This is a genomic window from Streptosporangium sp. NPDC000396 (genome assembly GCF_042898655.1).
Classification (GTDB): domain Bacteria; phylum Actinomycetota; class Actinomycetes; order Streptosporangiales; family Streptosporangiaceae; genus Streptosporangium.
This window is the reverse complement of record NZ_JBIAZA010000007.1, coordinates 38,225-56,169: the sequence shown is the minus strand read 5'-3', so window position 1 is coordinate 56,169 and position 17,945 is coordinate 38,225. Positions and strand designations below refer to the sequence as shown.

General features: G+C 70.5%; 16 protein-coding genes. 13 read left to right on the top strand and 3 right to left on the bottom strand.

What is annotated here, in order from left to right; all coding sequences use genetic code 11:
- The first annotated feature begins 6 nt into the window (after nt 1-6).
- From ACFY2X_RS13115 to ACFY2X_RS13095, 5 genes are all read left to right on the top strand, one after another.
- Nucleotides 7-561, top strand: a complete 555-nt coding sequence (locus tag ACFY2X_RS13115) for a PaaI family thioesterase (RefSeq protein WP_389936987.1) — start codon at nt 7-9, stop codon at nt 559-561.
- Nucleotides 558-1,001: a dUTP diphosphatase gene (dut, locus tag ACFY2X_RS13110; RefSeq protein WP_389936984.1), complete on the top strand. Its 444-nt coding sequence runs from the start codon at nt 558-560 to the stop codon at nt 999-1,001. The genes ACFY2X_RS13115 and dut overlap by 4 nt, the downstream gene beginning before the upstream one ends.
- A 140-nt stretch (nt 1,002-1,141) precedes the next feature.
- The gene (locus ACFY2X_RS13105; RefSeq protein WP_389936980.1) at nt 1,142-1,807 is read left to right on the top strand and encodes a DUF3710 domain-containing protein; all 666 of its coding nucleotides are present in this window, start codon (nt 1,142-1,144) and stop codon (nt 1,805-1,807) included.
- A 48-nt stretch (nt 1,808-1,855) separates the two neighbouring features.
- Nucleotides 1,856-2,248 (top strand): OB-fold nucleic acid binding domain-containing protein, encoded by a 393-nt coding sequence (locus ACFY2X_RS13100; protein ID WP_389936977.1) that lies wholly within the window; start codon nt 1,856-1,858, stop codon nt 2,246-2,248.
- A 31-nt stretch (nt 2,249-2,279) separates the two neighbouring features.
- Nucleotides 2,280-2,942, top strand: coding sequence for a DUF3159 domain-containing protein (locus tag ACFY2X_RS13095; protein WP_389936974.1), 663 nt, complete (start codon nt 2,280-2,282; stop codon nt 2,940-2,942).
- 76 nt (nt 2,943-3,018) lie between these two features.
- On the opposite strand, the gene ACFY2X_RS13090 is transcribed toward ACFY2X_RS13095, so the two are convergent.
- Both ACFY2X_RS13090 and ACFY2X_RS13085 read right to left on the bottom strand, forming a co-directional pair.
- Complete coding sequence (locus ACFY2X_RS13090) at nt 3,019-3,690, bottom strand: potassium channel family protein (protein WP_389936971.1); 672 nt, start codon at nt 3,688-3,690, stop codon at nt 3,019-3,021.
- Complete coding sequence (locus tag ACFY2X_RS13085; protein ID WP_389936968.1) at nt 3,690-4,355, bottom strand: potassium channel family protein; 666 nt, start codon at nt 4,353-4,355, stop codon at nt 3,690-3,692. Before ACFY2X_RS13085 ends, ACFY2X_RS13090 begins: the two co-directional genes overlap by 1 nt.
- Before the next feature lie 116 nt (nt 4,356-4,471).
- On the opposite strand from ACFY2X_RS13085, the gene ACFY2X_RS13080 reads away from it, so the two are divergent.
- A complete protein-coding gene (locus ACFY2X_RS13080) occupies nt 4,472-6,559 on the top strand; it encodes an APC family permease (protein ID WP_389936965.1) in 2,088 nt (695 codons plus the stop codon).
- A gap of 32 nt (nt 6,560-6,591) precedes the next feature.
- Nucleotides 6,592-7,863: a class I SAM-dependent RNA methyltransferase gene (locus ACFY2X_RS13075; protein ID WP_389936962.1), complete on the top strand. Its 1,272-nt coding sequence runs from the start codon at nt 6,592-6,594 to the stop codon at nt 7,861-7,863.
- Nucleotides 7,864-7,956: 93 nt separating this feature from the next.
- On the opposite strand, the gene ACFY2X_RS13070 is transcribed toward ACFY2X_RS13075, so the two are convergent.
- On the bottom strand, nt 7,957-9,018 hold the full coding sequence (locus tag ACFY2X_RS13070) for a hypothetical protein (RefSeq protein WP_389936959.1): 1,062 nt from the start codon (nt 9,016-9,018) through the stop codon (nt 7,957-7,959).
- Nucleotides 9,019-9,166: 148 nt separating this feature from the next.
- Here ACFY2X_RS13070 and ACFY2X_RS13065 point away from each other — a divergent pair, with 148 nt between their 5' ends.
- From ACFY2X_RS13065 to mug, 6 genes are all read left to right on the top strand, one after another.
- Entirely contained in the window at nt 9,167-10,090 is a 924-nt protein-coding gene (locus tag ACFY2X_RS13065) for an LLM class F420-dependent oxidoreductase (RefSeq protein ID WP_389936956.1), read from the top strand.
- Between the two features lie 125 nt (nt 10,091-10,215).
- Nucleotides 10,216-11,712, top strand: a complete 1,497-nt coding sequence (locus tag ACFY2X_RS13060) for a 3' terminal RNA ribose 2'-O-methyltransferase Hen1 (protein WP_389936953.1) — start codon at nt 10,216-10,218, stop codon at nt 11,710-11,712.
- Nucleotides 11,705-14,314, top strand: a complete 2,610-nt coding sequence (locus tag ACFY2X_RS13055) for a polynucleotide kinase-phosphatase (protein ID WP_389936950.1) — start codon at nt 11,705-11,707, stop codon at nt 14,312-14,314. The genes ACFY2X_RS13060 and ACFY2X_RS13055 overlap by 8 nt, the downstream gene beginning before the upstream one ends.
- A 111-nt stretch (nt 14,315-14,425) precedes the next feature.
- The gene (locus ACFY2X_RS13050) at nt 14,426-15,589 is read left to right on the top strand and encodes a VLRF1 family aeRF1-type release factor (protein WP_389936947.1); all 1,164 of its coding nucleotides are present in this window, start codon (nt 14,426-14,428) and stop codon (nt 15,587-15,589) included.
- Nucleotides 15,590-15,846: 257 nt separating this feature from the next.
- Complete coding sequence (locus ACFY2X_RS13045; RefSeq protein WP_389936944.1) at nt 15,847-17,256, top strand: sugar porter family MFS transporter; 1,410 nt, start codon at nt 15,847-15,849, stop codon at nt 17,254-17,256.
- 70 nt (nt 17,257-17,326) lie between these two features.
- Nucleotides 17,327-17,866: a G/U mismatch-specific DNA glycosylase gene (gene mug / locus ACFY2X_RS13040; RefSeq protein WP_389937671.1), complete on the top strand. Its 540-nt coding sequence runs from the start codon at nt 17,327-17,329 to the stop codon at nt 17,864-17,866.
- Nucleotides 17,867-17,945: the final 79 nt, after the last annotated feature.

Sequence of the window (17,945 nt, the reverse complement as noted above, 5' to 3'; positions counted from 1 at the left end):
TGCCCCGTGACCCGTTCCACCATGACAACCCCTCCGCCAGGGGCGGCCCGGATGCTCCCGGCTCCCGGCGCCCCCACCCCCGGCACCGCGCTCGGCTCGCACTACAGCCGCTGCTTCGGCTGCGGGGACCAGCACTCGACCGGCCTGCATCTGAAGGCCACCACCCCCGACGGGATGACGGTGGTCGCCGAGTTCACCGTGGGGGAGGCGCATCAGGGCGCACCGGGCCTCGCGCACGGCGGAGTGCTGGCCGCGGCGATGGACGAGGTCATCGGCATGTCCGTCTGGCTGTTCCAGCGTCCCTACGTCACCGGGCGGCTGGAGACCGACTACCTGGCGCCGGTCCCGGTCGGCACCACGCTGCATCTGCGCGCCTGGTGCAACGGAATGTCGGGCCGGAAGGCGTACCTTGAGGCTGAGGGACGGATCGGTTCGCCGGACGGCCCGGTCGCCGTGCGGGCCGCCGCGCTATTCATCGAGGTGGACATGGAGCACTTCGCCAAGCACGGCGACGCCCAGGCCATCATGGACGAGCACCACGAGTATGAGGTGAACCCGTGACCAACAACGTCGAGGTGCTGATCCACCGGCTGGACGCCGAGTTGCCGCTGCCGTCCTACGCCCACCCGGGCGACGCGGGAGCGGACCTCTACACGGCCGAGGACGTCGAGCTGCTCCCCGGAGAACGGGTCATGGTGGGCACCGGGGTGGCGATCGCCCTGCCTGACGGGTACGCCGCGTTCGTCCACCCGCGTTCCGGCCTGGCCGCCAAACACGGCCTGACGCTCGTGAACGCGCCCGGCACCGTGGACGCGGGCTACCGGGGGGAGATCAAGGTGACACTGCTCAACACCGACACGAAGGACGCGGTACGGCTGCGCAGGGGAGACCGCATCGCGCAGCTCGTGATCCAGCGGGTGGAGAAGGCCGCGTTCTACGAGGTGGACCGGTTGCCCGGATCGGCGCGAGGAGCCAACGGGTTCGGGTCGACCGGCCGCTGAGCGGCACGTGGGGGAGCGAACCCGGCCAGATGGGCGGCCGGTGGGGCAGGCGGGCGAGCCGGCCGGGAGATGAGCGAAGTGGTAGGCGAGTGGGCCCGACGCAATGGGCGACCAGCGAATCTTTAGGGAGCGTGAGAGAAGTGTTCAATCGTCGCCGTCGCGAGGAGTCCCCGGCTGTGGCCGAGGAGACCGAGCCGGTCCAGGCGCGTGAGTCCGGCCCGTGGGACGCGGGCGAGCCGCACTCGGAACGGGAGCGAGTCGACCTCGGGGGCATGCGCCTCCCGGTCGATCCCGGATTCGAGGTGCAGCTCAACCTGGCCGGTGACCACATCGTCGGAGCGGTCATCATATTCAAGGAGAGCGCCCTCCAGGTGCACGCGTTCGCGGCGCCCAAGCGCAACGGCATCTGGGAGGAGGTTCGCGGCGAGCTGGCCGAGGGGGTGAGGAGCGCCGATGGGACGGTCGAGGAGCAGGAGGGGCCGTTCGGCGTCGAGCTGGCCGCCCGGATCCCGGCCGAGGGAGGCGTCCAGCCGGTTCGCTACATCGGCGTCGACGGCCCGCGCTGGTTCCTCCGCGCGGTGATCAGCGGGCGTGCCGCCACGGACGCCGAGGTCGCCGCCACGCTGGAGGACGTCATCCGCGACATCGTGGTGGTGCGCGGGGACGAGCCGATGGCTCCCAAGGAGGCGATCGAGCTGAGGCTCCCTCCGGAGGCCAGACAGGCCATGGAGCAGCAGGCCGACTCCCGCCCCGTGCCCGACCTCAACCCGTTCGAGCGCGGTCCGGAGATAGCCGAGATTCGCTGACGTGGGGAATCGCGTACGCTGATTCAACACGTATGTGAAGGAGAAACCGTGGGTTCTCAGGAACCGCATAAACAGGGCGGATTTCGAGGTTTCTTCCGGCGGCTGACGACAAGTCAGGCCGAGCTGGAGGCCAGCGAACTCCAGCAGGATCTCGATCGGCACGGTGCCACCCCCATCGTCTCCTGTGGCGGTCGCCGCAGGTTCTGCGTCACCGGTACGCTCCGTACTGTGACGCTGCGGCCCCGTGGGGGCGCGCCCGCGCTTGAGGCCGAGCTTTACGACGGGTCGGATGTGATCGACCTGATCTGGCTGGGCCGCCGGAAGATCATCGGAATCGAGCCGGGCCGGATGATCCTGGCCGAAGGGCTGGTCAGCGTGCAAGATGGACGCAAGGTGATGTTCAATCCCCGATACGAACTGCGTCCGGCAAGCGGTGCCTGAGATCGATGACCACAAAGCGGTGAGCGAGAAGATGACCGGTGCTGATGAGACCGTCGCGCACGACACGGTGGAGGCCGCGATGCGCGGCCAGCTCGCCAAGGCCTTCGGCGGAGTGCGAGGCATCATCGAGGCGGCCGTGCCCACGATCACCTTTACCGGGATGTGGATCGGCACCTCGGACCTGAAGATGTCCCTGCTGGTCAGCATCTCGGCCGCGGTGGTGCTGCTGGCCGTGCGGCTGGTGCAGCGCTCGACGCCCCAGTTCGTGATCAACAGTCTGATCGGCATCGGCATCGGCGCGTTCTTCGCCTCCCGCACCGGCAACGCGAAGGACGTCTTCCTGCCCGGCATCCTCTACAACGCGGGCTATGCCGTGGTGATGCTGCTGTCCATCGTCGTACGGTGGCCGGTGGTGGGCTTCCTGATCGGATCCGTGACCGGCGATCCGACGTCCTGGCGCGGCGATCCGGCCGTCGTCAGGCTCTGTTCCAAGCTCACCTGGATGCTGATGCTCCCGTGCGTGATCCGGGTGGCCGTGCAACTGCCGGTGTATCTGATCGGCGGGGACGACGCCGTCGCCGAGCTGGGCATTCTCAAGATCGCGATGGGCTGGCCGCTCCAGGTCGCGAGCCTTGCCGCCATGGTGTGGCTGCTGGCCAGAGGCCGGACCCCGGTCCAGGCCGCCGTCTCCTGACGACATCGGTCCCGCAGGGCAAACCCTGCGGGACCGATGTCGTCCAGCGGATGGTTCGCGCCCGCGGGCGCGCGTGTCAGTGCGCGGCTCGATGCGGGGACAGGAGCTGTGCCAGCTCCTGCTCGACCTCCTGGCTGGCCACGAACATCAGCTCGTCCCCGGCCTCCAGCGGGTCGTCGTCGGTGGGCACCAGCACCCGGCCCTCGCGAAGGATCGCGACCAGGGCGGTGTCGGTCGGCCACGGCACCGAACCGGCGCGCTGGCCGACGACCGGCGCGTCGTCGGGCAGGGTGAGCTCGACCAGGTTGGCCTGGCCCTGACGGAAGGTCATCAGCCGGACCAGGTCGCCGACGCTCACCGCCTCCTCGACCAGCGCGCTCAGCAGGCGCGGGGTCGAGACGGCCACGTCCACGCCCCACGACTCGTTGAACAGCCACTCGTTCTTGGGGTGGTTGATCCGGGCGACCACGCGCGGCACGCCGTACTCGGTCTTGGCGAGCAGCGACACGACGAGGTTGACCTTGTCGTCGCCGCTGGCGGCGACGACCACGTGGCAGTTGGCCAGGCCCGCCTCGTCCAGCGAGGAGATCTCACAGGCGTCGGCGAGCAGCCACTCGGCGCGCGGCACCGTGTCGATCTTGATGGCCCGGGGGTCGATGTCGATGAGCAGGACCTCGTGGCCGTTCTCCAGGAGCTCGGCGGCGATGGAGCGGCCGACGGCACCCGCACCGGCGATGGTGACACGCATCAGTGACTCTCCTCCGGCGCCGCGGACAGCACCTTGTTGATGCGATCCATGTCGTTTTCGACCGCCATGACGTGCAGGATGTCACCCTCCTGCACCATGGAGTCGTTCTTGGGCAGCAACGTCTCGCCCATCCGGTTGATGAACGCCAGGCGGGTGCTCACGGCCTCTTCCAGATCCTTGGTCCGGGTGCCGATCCAGCCGGGGTGGTAGGCCACCTCGGCCAGCACGACGGCCCCGGTCGGGTCGCGCCACAGCGGCTCGGCGCCCTCGGGAAGGACGCGGCGCAGGATCTGGTCGGCGGTCCAGCGGACCGTGGCCACGGTGGGGATGCCCAGCCGCTGGTAGACCTCGGCTCGCCGGGAGTCGTAGATCCGGGCCACCACGTTGTCCACACCGAAGGTCTCACGGGCGACCCGGGCGGAGATGATGTTGGAGTTGTCGCCGCTGCTCACCGCCACGTAGGCGCCCGCGGACTCGATGCCGGCCTCTTCCAGGACGTCCCGGTCGAAGCCGATGCCGGTCACCCGGCGGCCCCGGAAGCCGGCCCGCAGACGGCGGAACGCCTGCGGATCCCGGTCGATGATCGCGACCGAGTGGCCGCTGTCCTCCAGGATGTGCGCCAGGGTCGAACCCACCCGGCCACATCCCATGATCACGATATGCATGCTCCCCCGCCGGTCGCGTTGAGGCGGATCTTGTTGCCGATGTACTTAGCCAGTATGGCTCGCTTTGGGAGTGCCGCGTCAGCGGGGCGTATAGATGGGGACTAGCATCGGCAGACGTGCCAAAGGTGACAGACCTCGTCAAGCGCCTTTTCATTGGGCGTGCACTGCGCAGTACGCAGTTGCATGAGCAACTGCTACCTAAGCGTATCGCGCTGCCTGTTTTCGCGAGCGACGCGCTCTCCTCGGTGGCCTACGCGCCACAGGAGATCCTTGTCATTCTCTCCATCGCGGGAATCTCGTTCTACCACTTCGCCCCGTGGGTGGCGGCCGCCGTCGTCCTGGTGATGCTCACGGTGGTGGCGTCCTACCGGCAGAACGTGCACGCCTACCCCAGCGGCGGCGGCGACTACGAGGTGGCCACGGTCAATCTGGGCCAGAACGCCGGTCTCACCGTCGCCAGCGCCCTCATGGTCGACTACGTCCTCACCGTCGCGGTGTCGGTGGCCAACGGCGTCGACTACGTGGGCGCCACGATCCCGTACGTCGCCGAGCACAAGCCGACGGTCGCGATCACCATCGTCGTCTTCCTGACGCTGGTCAACCTCCGCGGCATCCGCGAGTCCGGCGTGGCCTTCGCGATTCCCACCTACGCCTTCATGTTCGCGGTCATCGGCCTGGTCGCGTGGGGCGGATTCCGGCTGCTCGTCCTCGGCGACGAGCTGCGCGCGCCCACCGCCGACTACGAGATCATCCCCGAACAGGTCAACCTGGCCTCCTTCGCGGCGGCCTTCCTGGTCCTGCGGGCGTTCTCCTCCGGCTGTGCCGCGCTCACCGGCGTGGAGGCCATCAGCAACGGCGTGCCCGCCTTCCGTAAACCCAAGAGCAAGAACGCCGCGACCACGCTGCTGATGATGGGTCTGATCTCGGTGACGATGTTCGTCGGCATCATCGCGCTCGGCCTGGCCTCCGGCGTCAAACTGGCCGACCCGGCCGTCGCCGCCCACAACGTGCTCATCAACGGCCGACCCGCCGGTCCCGACTACTACCAGCCGCCGATCATCGCCCAGGTCGCCGAGGCGGTCTTCGGCAACGGGTCGCTGTTCTTCTTCGTCATCGCCGCCGTCACCGCGCTGATCCTGTTCCTCGCGGCCAACACCGCCTTCAACGGCTTCCCGGTGCTCGGCTCCATCCTGGCCCAGGACCGGTTCCTGCCCCGCCAGCTCCACACCCGGGGCGACCGGCTGGCCTTCTCCAACGGCATCATCATCCTGGCCGCCGGCGCGTGCCTGCTGCTGTGGGGGTTCCAGGCCGACGTCAGCCGCCTGCTCAACCTCTACATCGTGGGCGTCTTCGTGTCGTTCACGCTGAGCCAGATCGGCATGGTCCGGCACTGGACCCGGCATCTGAAGACCGAGAGCGACCCCAAGACCCGGATGCGGATGCAGCGTTCGCGGGTCATCAACTTCTTCGGCGCCGTCATGACCGGCGTGGTGCTGGTGGTCGTGCTGCTCACCAAGTTCACCCACGGCGCGTGGATCGTCTGCGTGGCCATGCCGGTGCTCTTCCTGATGATGAAGGCCATCCACCGTCACTACGAGAACGTGGCCCGCGAACTCGCCGTGGCGGAGGACGCCCATGTGGAGGAGGCGATGCTCCCCGCGCGCAACCACGCCATCGTCCTGGTCTCCAAAATCCACAAGCCGACCCTGCGCGCCCTCTCCTACGCCCGCGCCACCCGGCCCTCCACGCTGGAGGCGGTCACCGTGGGTGTGGAGGGCGAGGAGGCCCGGGCACTGCAGGAGGAGTGGGAGCGGCGGGGCATCCCGGTGCCCCTGAAGATGCTCGACTCGCCCTACCGCGAGATCACCCGGCCGATCCTGGAGTACGTCAAGTCGCTGCGCCGCCGCTCGCCCCGCGACGTGGTGACCGTCTACATCCCGGAATACGTCGTCGGCCACTGGTGGGAGCACCTGCTGCACAACCAGAGCGCGCTGCGGCTCAAGGGGCGCCTGCTCTTCCAGCCCGGTGTCATGGTCACCAGCGTGCCCTGGCAGCTTCACTCCTCCGACCGTCTCAAGGGCCGCCCCGAGCGCTACGTCCGCAGTGCCGTCCGCGGTGCCCAGCCCGAGGCGGCGGGGCGCGGCGTGGCCGGGCAGGGCTCGGTCCGGTATGAGGTGGCCCGAGACGATGACGCCAAGGCATAACCTTTCGTATGGACCTCTGATCACAGGGAGGCATGAGCGACGACGGACTTGGGGGCATGGCGATGGCGATTGAACTGACGGTGGGATCGGTCGCGCACGGCGGCTGGTGCGTCGCCCGCCATGACGGCCGGGTGGTCTTCGTACGGCACGCGCTCCCCGGCGAACGCGTCCTCGCGGAGATCACCGAGGAGACCACCCGCTTCCTGAGGGCCGACGCGGTCGAGATCCTGGAGGCCTCCCCCGACCGGGTGACCCCGCCGTGCCCGTTCGCCGGCCCCGGCCGCTGCGGCGGCTGCGACTGGCAGCACGCCTCGCTCGACGCCCAGCGCAGGCTGAAGGCCGACGTGGTCGCCGAGCAGCTCAAACGCCTGGCCGGCGTCGGCTGGACGGGCGTCGTCGAGGAGGTCCCCGGCGCCCCCGACGGCCTCGGCTGGCGCACCCGCGTCCAGTTCGCCGTCGACCGCGACGGCGTCCTCGGCCTGCGCCGCCACCGCTCCCACGACATCGAGCCGGTGGACGCCTGCCTGATCGCCCACCCCGAGGTGGAGAACGTCGGCGCCGAGGTCATGAACTGGCGCAACGCCTCCTCGGTCGAGGTCATCGCCTCCAGCACCGGGGACCAGGCCGTCGTGATCGCCCCCAGGCCCCGCCGTACGGTGGCCGTGCCCGATCTCGACGCGAGCGTGGCCGTCTTCGTGGACGAGGGCAAGGGCCGGACCCGGACGGTCCACGGCCGCCACCACCTCGTCGAGCGCGTGGGCGAGCGGGACTTCCAGGTCACCGGGAGTGGTTTCTGGCAGGTCCACCCCGGCACCGCCGCCACGCTGCTCGCCGCGGTCCTGGAGTTCGCCGACCCGCAACCGGGGGAGTGGGCCCTGGACCTCTACTGCGGTGTCGGCCTGTTCGCCGCCGGCCTGGCCGAGGCCGTCGGTCCCGAGGGTGCCGTGTTCGGCATCGAGTCCGAGGCCGTCGCCGTGCGCGACGCCGAGCGCAACCTCAGGGACCTCCCCCAGGCGCGCTTCGCCCGGGGCCGCGTCGAGGACGCCCTCGACCGCTACGACATCGAGCGCGCCGACCTGGTCGTCGTCGACCCGCCCCGGGCGGGCGTCGGCCGCGACGTCATCAACCGCATCGCGACCCTCGAGGCCGGCCGAGTCGTCTACGTCTCCTGTGACCCGGCCACCCTCGCCCGCGACATCGCCTGGTTCGGTGACCGCGGCTACAGCCTCGCGGGCATGCGGGCCTTCGACGCCTTCCCGATGACCCACCACGTGGAGTGCGTGGCCCTGCTGGTCAGGGACTGACCCGGTCTCGCGGGTGATTGCTGCGAGCCGGCCCGTTCTCTCCGCGCCTGGCCGGGGTTTTCTTCGGCCGTTTCACCCTGCGAGGGGTATCCCCTAGCGGGAGGGGGTCGTGAGGAGCCGGGTGATCTCGGCGGCGGGGGTGGCGCCCCGGGTGGAGAGCCAGGCCAGCCTGTTGCGGGTGGTGAAGGCGGTGAGCTTGCGGGCGTCGGTCTCGGTGAGGTCCCAGGGGTTGGCCAGGACGGGGGTGAGGGCGATCCTGTGCCAGGCGGGGAACTCGCCCAGGGACCGGGCGATCTGCGGGTGGGCGGAGCGGACGGCCGAGGCGATGGGGCGCAGATCGGTCTCGCCGGTGGAGTCGTGATCGATCGGGGTGAGGAGGTTGACGGCGGTGATCTCGACGCCGGCCTCCCGGGTGGACCGGAGCATCGCCTGGTCGAGCGGGGACAGGCCCGTCTCGGTCACCGGCAGGGTGAAGCTCACGGCGAGGGGGCGGCCCTGCGCGGTGGCCTCACGCTGAAGGGCCGTGATCGCGTTGGCCCGGCGCAGGATGATCTCGCGATCGGCCGGACCCCGAACCTCGAAGTCGATGTAGGTGGCACCGAAGGCGCCGACCGCCTGACGGTAGGCGGCGGTGAGGCGGTCGGGGTCGGTGCAGGCGGCGGCCAGCTCGCGGCCGGTGGGGCCGCCGAAGACGAGGCCGGCGTCGCCGCCGGCCGCGCGAAGGCGGCCCAGGCGGTTGGCGACCGGGTTGTCGCCCTGCTCCTGCCGGCCGCCCCACTTGGGTGTGCAGTCGTTGCGGCCGGCGGTCAGGTGGCCGAGGGTGAACCAGTGGGCGTTGTTCTGCCTGGCGGCCTTGGCCAGGTTGAACAACGGATCCTGGATGGTGTCCACGAACGTCACGAAGCCCGACGGGCGGGCCGGTTCGAGGGGGGACGCCTGGTCGGCGGCGGGCCGGGTGGTCAGCGGGGGAGTCGCGGTCCCGGGCCGGGCCGCCGGGCCAGGCTTGGCCCAGCCGCCGGTGCCGGTGGGCAGGAGCCAGACCGCGAAGCCGGTTCCGGTCACGAGCGCGACGGACGCGAGCGCGACGAGGAATCGGGGCGGGTTGCCCGGCTCGCGGGAGCGGCGAGCGGCGGGACGGTCTGTCGCCACAGACATGGGGTCCACCTTCTCGACGGCACAGAGTGCTCGCGCTGGGTATCCGTGTCGTTACCCGGCGCACCGAAAGCTTGAAGGTTAGCAAGGGTCCCCGACACGGCGCGGGCTTTCTGTGGATGCCGTCCGGAGTGCCCGGATAATGGTGCTCATGAAGTTGAGGATCTTCACTGAACCGCAGCAGGGCGCCACCTACGACGAGCTGCTGACGGTCGCGCAGACCGCGGAACGGCTGGGGTTCGACGCCTTCTTCCGTTCCGATCACTACATGCGCATCGGGCCGGGAGACCCCGGTCCCGGCTCCACCGACGCCTGGGTGACCCTCGCGGGTCTGGCCAGGGAGACCTCCACGATCAGGCTCGGCACCCTGGTCACCCCGTCCACCTTCCGGCTGCCGGGCCCGCTGGCGATCAGCGTGGCCCAGGTGGACCAGATGAGCGGCGGCCGGGTCGAGCTGGGCCTCGGCACCGGGTGGCTGGACGCCGAGCACACCGCCTACGGCATCCCCTTCCCGCCGATCGGTGAGCGGTTCGGCCGGTTCGAGGAGCAGCTGGAGATCCTCATCGGGCTATGGACCACCCCCGCGGGGAAGGCCTTCTCCTTCGAGGGCGCCCACTACCGGCTGGCGGACTCGCCCGCGCTGCCCAAGCCCGCGCAGAGCCCCCGGCCGCCGATCATCATCGGCGGGTTCGGCGCCAGGCGCACCCCGCGGCTGGCCGCGCGGTTCGCCGACGAGTACAACGTGCCGTTCCACACCCTCGCCGACACCGGGTCGGCCTTCGGCCGGGTCCGGGAGGCGTGCGAGGCGGAGGGCCGCGCGCGGATCACGCTCTCGGCAGCCCAGACGGTCGCCGTCGGCACGGACGACGCCGAGATCGCGCGCCGGGCCGAGGCCGCCGGGCAGGACCTCGCCGTGCTGCGCGAGAGCGGGCTGGCCGGAACCCCCGCCGAGGTGGTCGAGAAGATCGGGCGGTTCGCCGAGCTGGGAGCCGAGCGGATCTACCTTCAGGTGATGGACCTGTCGGATCTGGACCACCTGGAGCTCATCGCCGCCGAGGTGCTTCCCCACGTGTAAACCCGGGGACTCCCGCGCAGGCGAGCGCGGGAACCCGGCCGGGCGGCTCCGGGGACTCCGGGGCCGCGCCGGGCGAGGTATTAACCGATGGTCCAGTTGGTCGGGTATGCGGCAAACTGAGCCGGGTGTTGCTCACGATCTCCACGACCGTACGGCCCGCCACCGACCTGGGATTCCTGCTCCACAAGCACCCCGACCGGGTTCAGGAGTTCAGCCAGTCGTACGGCATGGCCCGCGTCTTCTACCCGGAAGCGGGCGAGGAGCGGTGCACGGCGGCGCTGATGCTCGACGTCGACCCGGTCCGCCTGGTGCGCTCGCGGGGCCGGTCCACGCCCGACTACGCGCTGGGCCAGTATGTGAACGACCGGCCCTACGCCGCCTCGTCGCTGCTGGCCGTGGCGCTGGCGGACGTGTTCCGCACGGCCCGCACCGGACGCTGCCACAGCCGTCCCGAACTGGCCGCCGGGCCGATCCCGCTGGAGATCACGCTGCCCGTGCTGCCCTGCCGGGGCGGTCCCGGCCTGGCGCACCGGTTGTTCGAACCGCTGGGCTGGGAGGTCGAGGCGCGGGCCGTACCGCTGGATGAGGGGTTTCCCGAGTGGGGCGACTCCCGTTACGTACGGCTGTCGCTGCGCGGCGAGGTCCGGCTGGCCGACGCGCTCAACCAGCTCTACGTGCTGCTTCCGGTGCTCGACGACTCCAAGCACTACTGGGTCGCCCCCGACGAGGTCGACAAGCTGATCCGGGCGGGCGGATCCTGGCTGGCCGCCCACCCCGAGAAGAACCTGATCACCCGCCGTTACCTCGGCCGCCGCCAGGCCCTGGCCCGCACCGCCTTCGCCCGCCTGGCCGAACTCGGCGACGACGTGGAGGAGGATCTCGAACCGCCCGTCGAGGAGGATCCCGCAGCGGGGGAGGGGCAGGGGGACACGCCGCCCGCGACCGAGGGGGACGCGCAGGGGGATACGCCGCCCGTGCCTGAAGGGGACGCGCAGGCGTCCAGGCGCCCCCTGAACGTCCTGCGCCGGGAGGCGGTGCTCGGCGCGCTGGAGGAGCTGGGGGCGCGCAAGGTCATCGACCTGGGGTGCGGCTCGGGGCAGCTGGTCGGGGCGCTGCTGGACAGGCCGGGGTTCACCAAGGTGACCGGGGTGGACGTGTCGTCGCAGGCGCTGACGTTCGCGGCCAGGCGGTTGAAGCTCGACCGGATGCCCGACCGGCAACGGGAGCGGCTGGAGCTGTTCCAGGGAGCGCTGACCTACACCGACGACCGGTTCGCGGGATACGACGCCGCCGTGCTCATGGAGGTCGTCGAGCACGTCGATCCGCCACGGCTGGGCGCGCTGGAGCGGGTGGTCTTCGGCACCGCCCGGCCCGGGCACGTGATCGTGACGACGCCCAACGCCGAGTACAACGTGCGCTACGACTTCCTGGAGGGCATGCGCCACCCCGACCACCGCTTCGAGTGGACCCGCGCCGAGTTCCGGGAGTGGGCGGAGAGGGTGGGCGGCGAGTACGGCTATCGCGTCGTGTTCCGGCCGGTCGGCGACGACGACCCCGAGGTGGGGCCGCCCACCCAGATGGCCCTGTTCAGTGTCGAGAACGCGGGAGGCGGAGATGACTGAGATCGCCGTGCCGGAGATGTCGCTGGTGGTGCTCGTCGGGATTTCGGGCAGCGGCAAGTCGACCTTCGCCCGCAAGCACTTCAAGCCGACCCAGGTGGTCTCCTCGGACTTCTGTCGCGGCCTGGTGGCCGACGACGAGAACGACCAGGCCGCCACCCCCGACGCCTTCGACGTGCTCCACTACATCGTCGGCACCCGGCTCAGGCGGGGCCTGCTCACGGTCGTGGACGCCACCAACGTCCAGTGGGAGGCGCGCAGGCAGCTGATCGAGCTCGCCAGGTCCCATGACGTGCTGGTCGACGCGATCGTCCTGGACGTGCCGGAGGAGGTGGCGATCGAGCGCAACGAGATCAGGCCCGACAGGGACTTCGGGCCCCAGGTGGTCCGGAGGCAGCGCAAGGACCTGCGGCGCTCCATGGGGAAGATCGCCCGGGACGGCTTCCGCCGCGTTCACGTGCTGCGCGGAACCGGCGAGATCGAGGCCGCCACGATCGTCACGGAGAAGGCGTGGACCGACCGGCGCGAGCTGACCGGACCGTTCGACATCATCGGTGACGTGCACGGATGCCGTGCCGAGCTGGAGACGCTGCTGCGCACCCTGGGATGGGAGATCCACCCCGGCGGGACGGGCGCGACCCATCCGGAGGGCAGGACGGCGGTGTTCGTCGGTGACCTGGTGGACCGGGGACCGGACTCCCCGGGCGTGCTCCGGCTGGTCATGGGCATGGTCGCGGCGGGGACCGCGCTGTGCGTGTCGGGCAACCACGAGCAGAAGCTGGCCCGCGCGCTCAACGGCCGCAAGGTCAGGGTCGCCCACGGGCTGCAGGAGTCGCTGGACCAGCTCGCCGCCGAGCCCGAGGAGTTCCGGAAGGCGGCCCTGGCGTTCATGGACGGGCTGATCAGCCACTACCAGCTCGACGGGGGCAGGCTCGTCGTCGCGCACGCCGGGCTGAAGGAGGCCTACCACGGCCGAGCGTCGGGCCGGGTGCGCTCCTTCGCGCTGTACGGCGACACCACCGGCGAGACCGACGAGTACGGCCTGCCGGTGCGCTACCCCTGGGCGCGGGAGTACCGGGGGCGGGCCATGGTCGTCTACGGTCACACCCCGGTCCCCGAGGTCGAGTGGATCAACAACACGATCTGCCTGGACACCGGTGCCGTGTTCGGCGGGAAGCTGACCGCGCTGCGCTACCCGACCCGGGAGATCGTCTCGGTGCCCGCCGAGAGGGTCTGGTACGAGTCGGTCAGGCCGTTCGCCGCCCCTGGCCACCGCGAGCCGGAAATGCTGTCCATCGAGGACGTCCGGGGCACCAGGCACATCGAGGTGCGCCATGGCGGAGGCCGTATCAAGGTCAGGGAGGAGAACTCGGCCGCCGCGCTGGAGATCATGAGCCGGTTCGCGGTCGATCCGCGCTGGCTGGTCTACCTGCCGCCGACGATGGCGCCGCCGGAGACCTCACGGCTCGACGGCTACCTGGAGCATCCGGACGAGGCGTTCGCGGAGTTCGCGGCGGCCGGGGTCACCCGGGTCGTGTGCGAGGAGAAGCACATGGGGTCGCGGGCGGTGGCCGTACTGGCCAGGAACCCGCGGGTGGCGGCGGCGCGGTTCGGGGTGACGGACGGAAGCGCCGGGGCGGTCTACACCCGGACCGGCAGGCCGTTCTTCGACGACACCGCCGAACTGGTGGATCGGCTCAGGACGGCGTGCGCTCCGCTCATGGACGAGCTCGGCACGGACTGGCTCGCACTCGACTGCGAGCTGCTGCCGTGGTCGGCCAAGGCGGAGGGGCTGATCCGCGACCAGTACGCGTCGGTGGGGGCCGCGGCACGCGCGGTTCTGCCGGAGGCGATCACCGTGCTGGAGACGGCGGCGGGGCGCGGGCTGGATGTGGGCGATCTGCTGAACCGCACCCGCCGCCGCTCCACCAACGCTGCCCGGTTCAGGGACGCCTACGCGCGCTACTGCTGGCCGGTTTCCGGCCTGGACGGGGTACGGCTGGCACCGTTCCAGATCCTCGCCTGTGAGGGCCGCGCGACCGCCGTGCGGGAGCCGCACTCCTGGCACCTGGAGATGCTTTCCCGGCTCGCCGATCCGCTGATCGCACCCACCCGGCACGTGTTCGTCGATCTGGCCTCTCGGGAGTCCAGAGACGCGGCGACCGCCTGGTGGTCGGCACTGACCGCCGACGGCGGGGAGGGCATGGTGGTCAAACCGCTGGAGTGGGTGAGCGAGGCGGGGACGAACGGGCCGGGAGGCGAGACGGGTTCACCCGATCCCTCGCAGTCCTCGGAGCTCTTGGAGGCCGCAGAGCCCGCAGGGACCCGAGCGGGTTCGGCGGTGCCCGCGGGCCGGGTGCAGCCGGGCGTCAAGGTGCGCGGGCGGGAGTACCTGCGGATCATCTACGGCCCCGACTACACCGAGAATCTGGACGTCCTGCGCCAGCGGTTCCTGGGCCGCAAGCGCTCGCTGGCCCTGCGCGAGCACGCCCTCGGCCTGGAGGCGCTGTCCAGGCTGGTCGAGGGCGAGCCGCTGTGGCGGGTGCACGAGCCGGTCTTCGCGATCCTGGCGCTGGAGTCGGAGCCGGTGGACCCGCGTTTGTGATCTATAGGTAAAGACAGGTGAAGAAGGAAGGCATTTTCCCGATTGTGACGATGGCCCTCTCTGCGTGTGTCCATAGGCTGAGATCCGGACTGCCGGTCAGAGGGGGACGTCGTGAAATTCGATCGCGAGGCTTTGCGGGATGTCGTCTCCATCAGCGACGACGTGGGGGTGCTGTCGTTCTATCTGACGGCGAACCCGCGTGAGGACGCGAGCGCCAGGCCCGCGTGGCGGATTCGCCTCGGCAACGAGCTGGACCGGTTGCGGGAGCGGGTCGCCGCCGATCCGGACCGGCAGCGGCGGATGGCCGTCCTCAAACGGCTGGACGGCCTGCAACTGGACACCCAGATCATGCGCAACCCGGACGAGTCCGGGATGGGGCGGGTGATGTTCGCCCCGGTCAGCAGCGACGAGGAGTGGGCCTTCGCCTTCCAGCTGCCGGTCCCCGACCAGGTCGTGCTGGAGCGGACGGCCTACGTCCGCCCGCTGGTCAACGCGGTCGAGGCCGCGCCGCCGGCCGGGATCGTGGTCGTCTCCAGGGACGGCCTGCGCATGATCGACTGCCGGTACGGCCGGGTCGAGGAGATCGACAGGGCGCACATCGACATCGATCCGGAGCGCTGGCGGGAGATGCGCGGTCCCGCGCCCTCGGAGCTCGCCCAGCAGGGCTCGGCGCACCGGGACAGGTTCGAGCGGCGGGTCGAGGACAACATCCTCAGGCTCCTGCGCGCGCAGGCGCCGCGTGTCACCGAGCAGGCCGAGGGCCGCGAATGGACCGCGGTCGTGGTGATCGGTGACATCCAGCTGGTCGAGCCCCTGGCGGGAGAACTGAACGGCGACGTCATCCAGGTCGACGCGGTGGTGGACCCGCTGACCTCGGCGAAGATCGCCGAGTATGTGGAGCCGCAGCTGCGGGCCGCCCGGAGCCGCCGTGGCACGGGGCTGGCGAACCGGGCCAAGGACGCCGCCCTCGCCCTCGGAGGAGGGCGCGGGTGCCTCGGGCTGCGCGACACGCTCAACGCGCTGAACGAGAGACGGGTGGCGCAGCTGCTGCTGGACGAATCCCGCGAGTGGGGCGGCAGCCGTACGGCCGACGGGTTGCTCCACCCGCCCGGCGAGGTCCCGCCGACGGCGCAGGATCCCGTCGAGGAGCCCAGGATGGGTGAGCGCATGATCGAGCGAACCCTGGACATCGACGCCGAGGTGATCGTTCTGGACGCGAAGGCATCCGAGGTCATCGCCGACTTCGACGGAGTCGCCGCGATCCTGCGCTGGTAGGAGAGCCGTCGCCGTCCGGCGGCCTACCGCCCCTCACGGGGCCGGGGACTTCTCGGCCGCAGCCGGACGCGTTCGGTGAGCGGGTGGGCCACAACCGGTGACCCAGGCTGATCCACAGCGCGACCCCGTGAGACACTTTCTATCAGCTGGATTGGTTTTCGCAGTTCATGACGTGAAGCGACCCCCGGGACGAGACCGGACGCGATCTCTCGCGGCCGATCTATGAATGTCTGCGTTCTTCGGGGGAAAGGACCGTCATGGTCGGTACCGCCTCTTCGGGCACTTCCAGTGAAAATCTTGGACACGTTGTCTTCATCACCGCCGCGGCGGCGATCGGCGGTTTTCTCTTCGGTTATGACAGCGCTGTCATCAACGGCGCCGTCACCGGCATCCAGAAGCACTTCGCCGTCGGCCCGGTCCGGATCGGGATCGTGGTGGCGATCGCGCTGCTGGGTTCGGCGCTCGGCGCGTGGATCGCCGGCAACCTGGCCGACCACTGGGGGCGCACCAGGACCATGCAGGTGGCCGCGATCGTGTTCGCGGTCAGCTCCATCGGCCAGGCCCTGCCGTTCTCGATCGTGGACCTGGCCTTCTGGCGGCTGCTCGCCGGCGTCGGGATCGGCATGGCCTCGGTGATCGGCCCCGCCTACATCGCCGAGGTCGCGCCGCCCGCCTACCGGGGGCGCCTGGGGTCCTTCCAGCAGCTCGCGATCGTGCTCGGCATCGCGGTCTCCCAGCTGGTCAACTACGCGATCGCGCAGATGGCCGGGGGCAGGGTCAACAACGAGCTGCTCGGCTTGCAGGCCTGGCAGTGGATGCTCGGCGCCTGCCTGCTCCCGGCCGTGCTCTATCTGATCTTCGCGTCGATCATTCCCGAGTCGCCGAGATTCCTCATCGCGTCGGGAAAGATCGCCGAGGCTCGCAAGGTGCTCAGGGAGGTCGAGGGCGACGAGGCCGATCTGGACGCGCGGGTGGCGGAGATCGACGCCCTGCTGCACAGCGAGCGCCGGCCCCGGCTGCGCGACCTGCGCGGCCCCAGGTTCGGACTGCTGCCGATCGTCTGGACGGGCATCCTGCTCTCGGTCTTCCAGCAGTTCGTCGGCATCAACGTCATCTTCTACTACTCGTCGGCGATGTGGCAGTCGGTCGGCATCAACCAGAGCGAATCGCTGCTGATCAGCTTCTCCACCTCGATCATCAACATCGTCGGCACGTTCATCGCCATGGCGCTGGTCGACCGGATCGGCCGCAGGCCGCTGCTGATGATCGGCTCCGCGGGCATGGCGATCGCGCTCGCCACGGCCGCGTGGGCGTTCAGCTCGGGTGTCCCCAGCGGTGAGACCGTGAGGCTGCCGGAGACGCAGGCCGTCGTCGCCCTGGTCGCCGCGCACGTCTTCGTGCTGTTCTTCGCCCTGTCATGGGGTGTCGTCGTCTGGGTGCTGCTCGGCGAGATGTTCCCCAACCGGATCAGGGCCGCCGCGCTCTCGGTGGCCGCCGCCGCCCAGTGGCTGGCCAACTGGATGATCACCGTCTCGTTCCCGTCCCTGGCGTCGTGGAGCCTGGCCGGCGCCTATGTGGGCTACGCCTTCTTCGCCGCCCTGTCCCTCGCCTTCGTGCTGTTCGAGGTGAAAGAGACCAAGGGGCGCAAGCTGGAGGAGATGGGCTAGATTCGTGGCCGTGTCCGAGCGAGAGCCCGAGCCCGCGGTCCCGCGAAGCGCCGGTCCACCGGCGAAGCCCGTGCCGCCCACGAAGGCCGAGCTTGAGGCCGCCAGGGGCCGTACGGTCGACGACGTCCTCGGGCCGTCGCTGGACGTGCTGTTCTGCGGCATCAACCCGGGCCTGTACTCGGCGGCCACCGGGCACCATTTCGCCCGGCCGGGCAACCGCTTTTGGGCGGCGCTGCACCGGTCCGGTTTCACGCCCCGCCTGCTGGCCCCGGAAGAGCAGGGACTGCTTCCCTCCTTCGGGCTGGGCATCACCAACGTCGTGGCGCGGGCGACCGCGCAGGCGGCGGAGCTGACACCTCAGGAGTTCCGCGAGGGCGGAGCGCGGCTGGAGAGGCTGGTCGCCGAGATCCGGCCACGGGTGCTGGCGGTGGCGGGGGTGACCGCCTACCGGGTGGCGTTCGGACAGCCGAAGGCGGCGATCGGGCCGCTGGAGACCAGGATCGGCGACACGGCTGTGTGGGTGCTGCCCAACCCGAGCGGGCTGAACGCCCACTGGACGCTGGACCGGATCGCGGGGGAGATGCGGCGGCTCCGGGAGTCCGTGCGGTAACGCGGCCCTCGCGTCGTCCGCACGGCCTCGCGCTCGGACACAGGCACCCGGACACAGACGCCCGGACGCAGGCACCCGG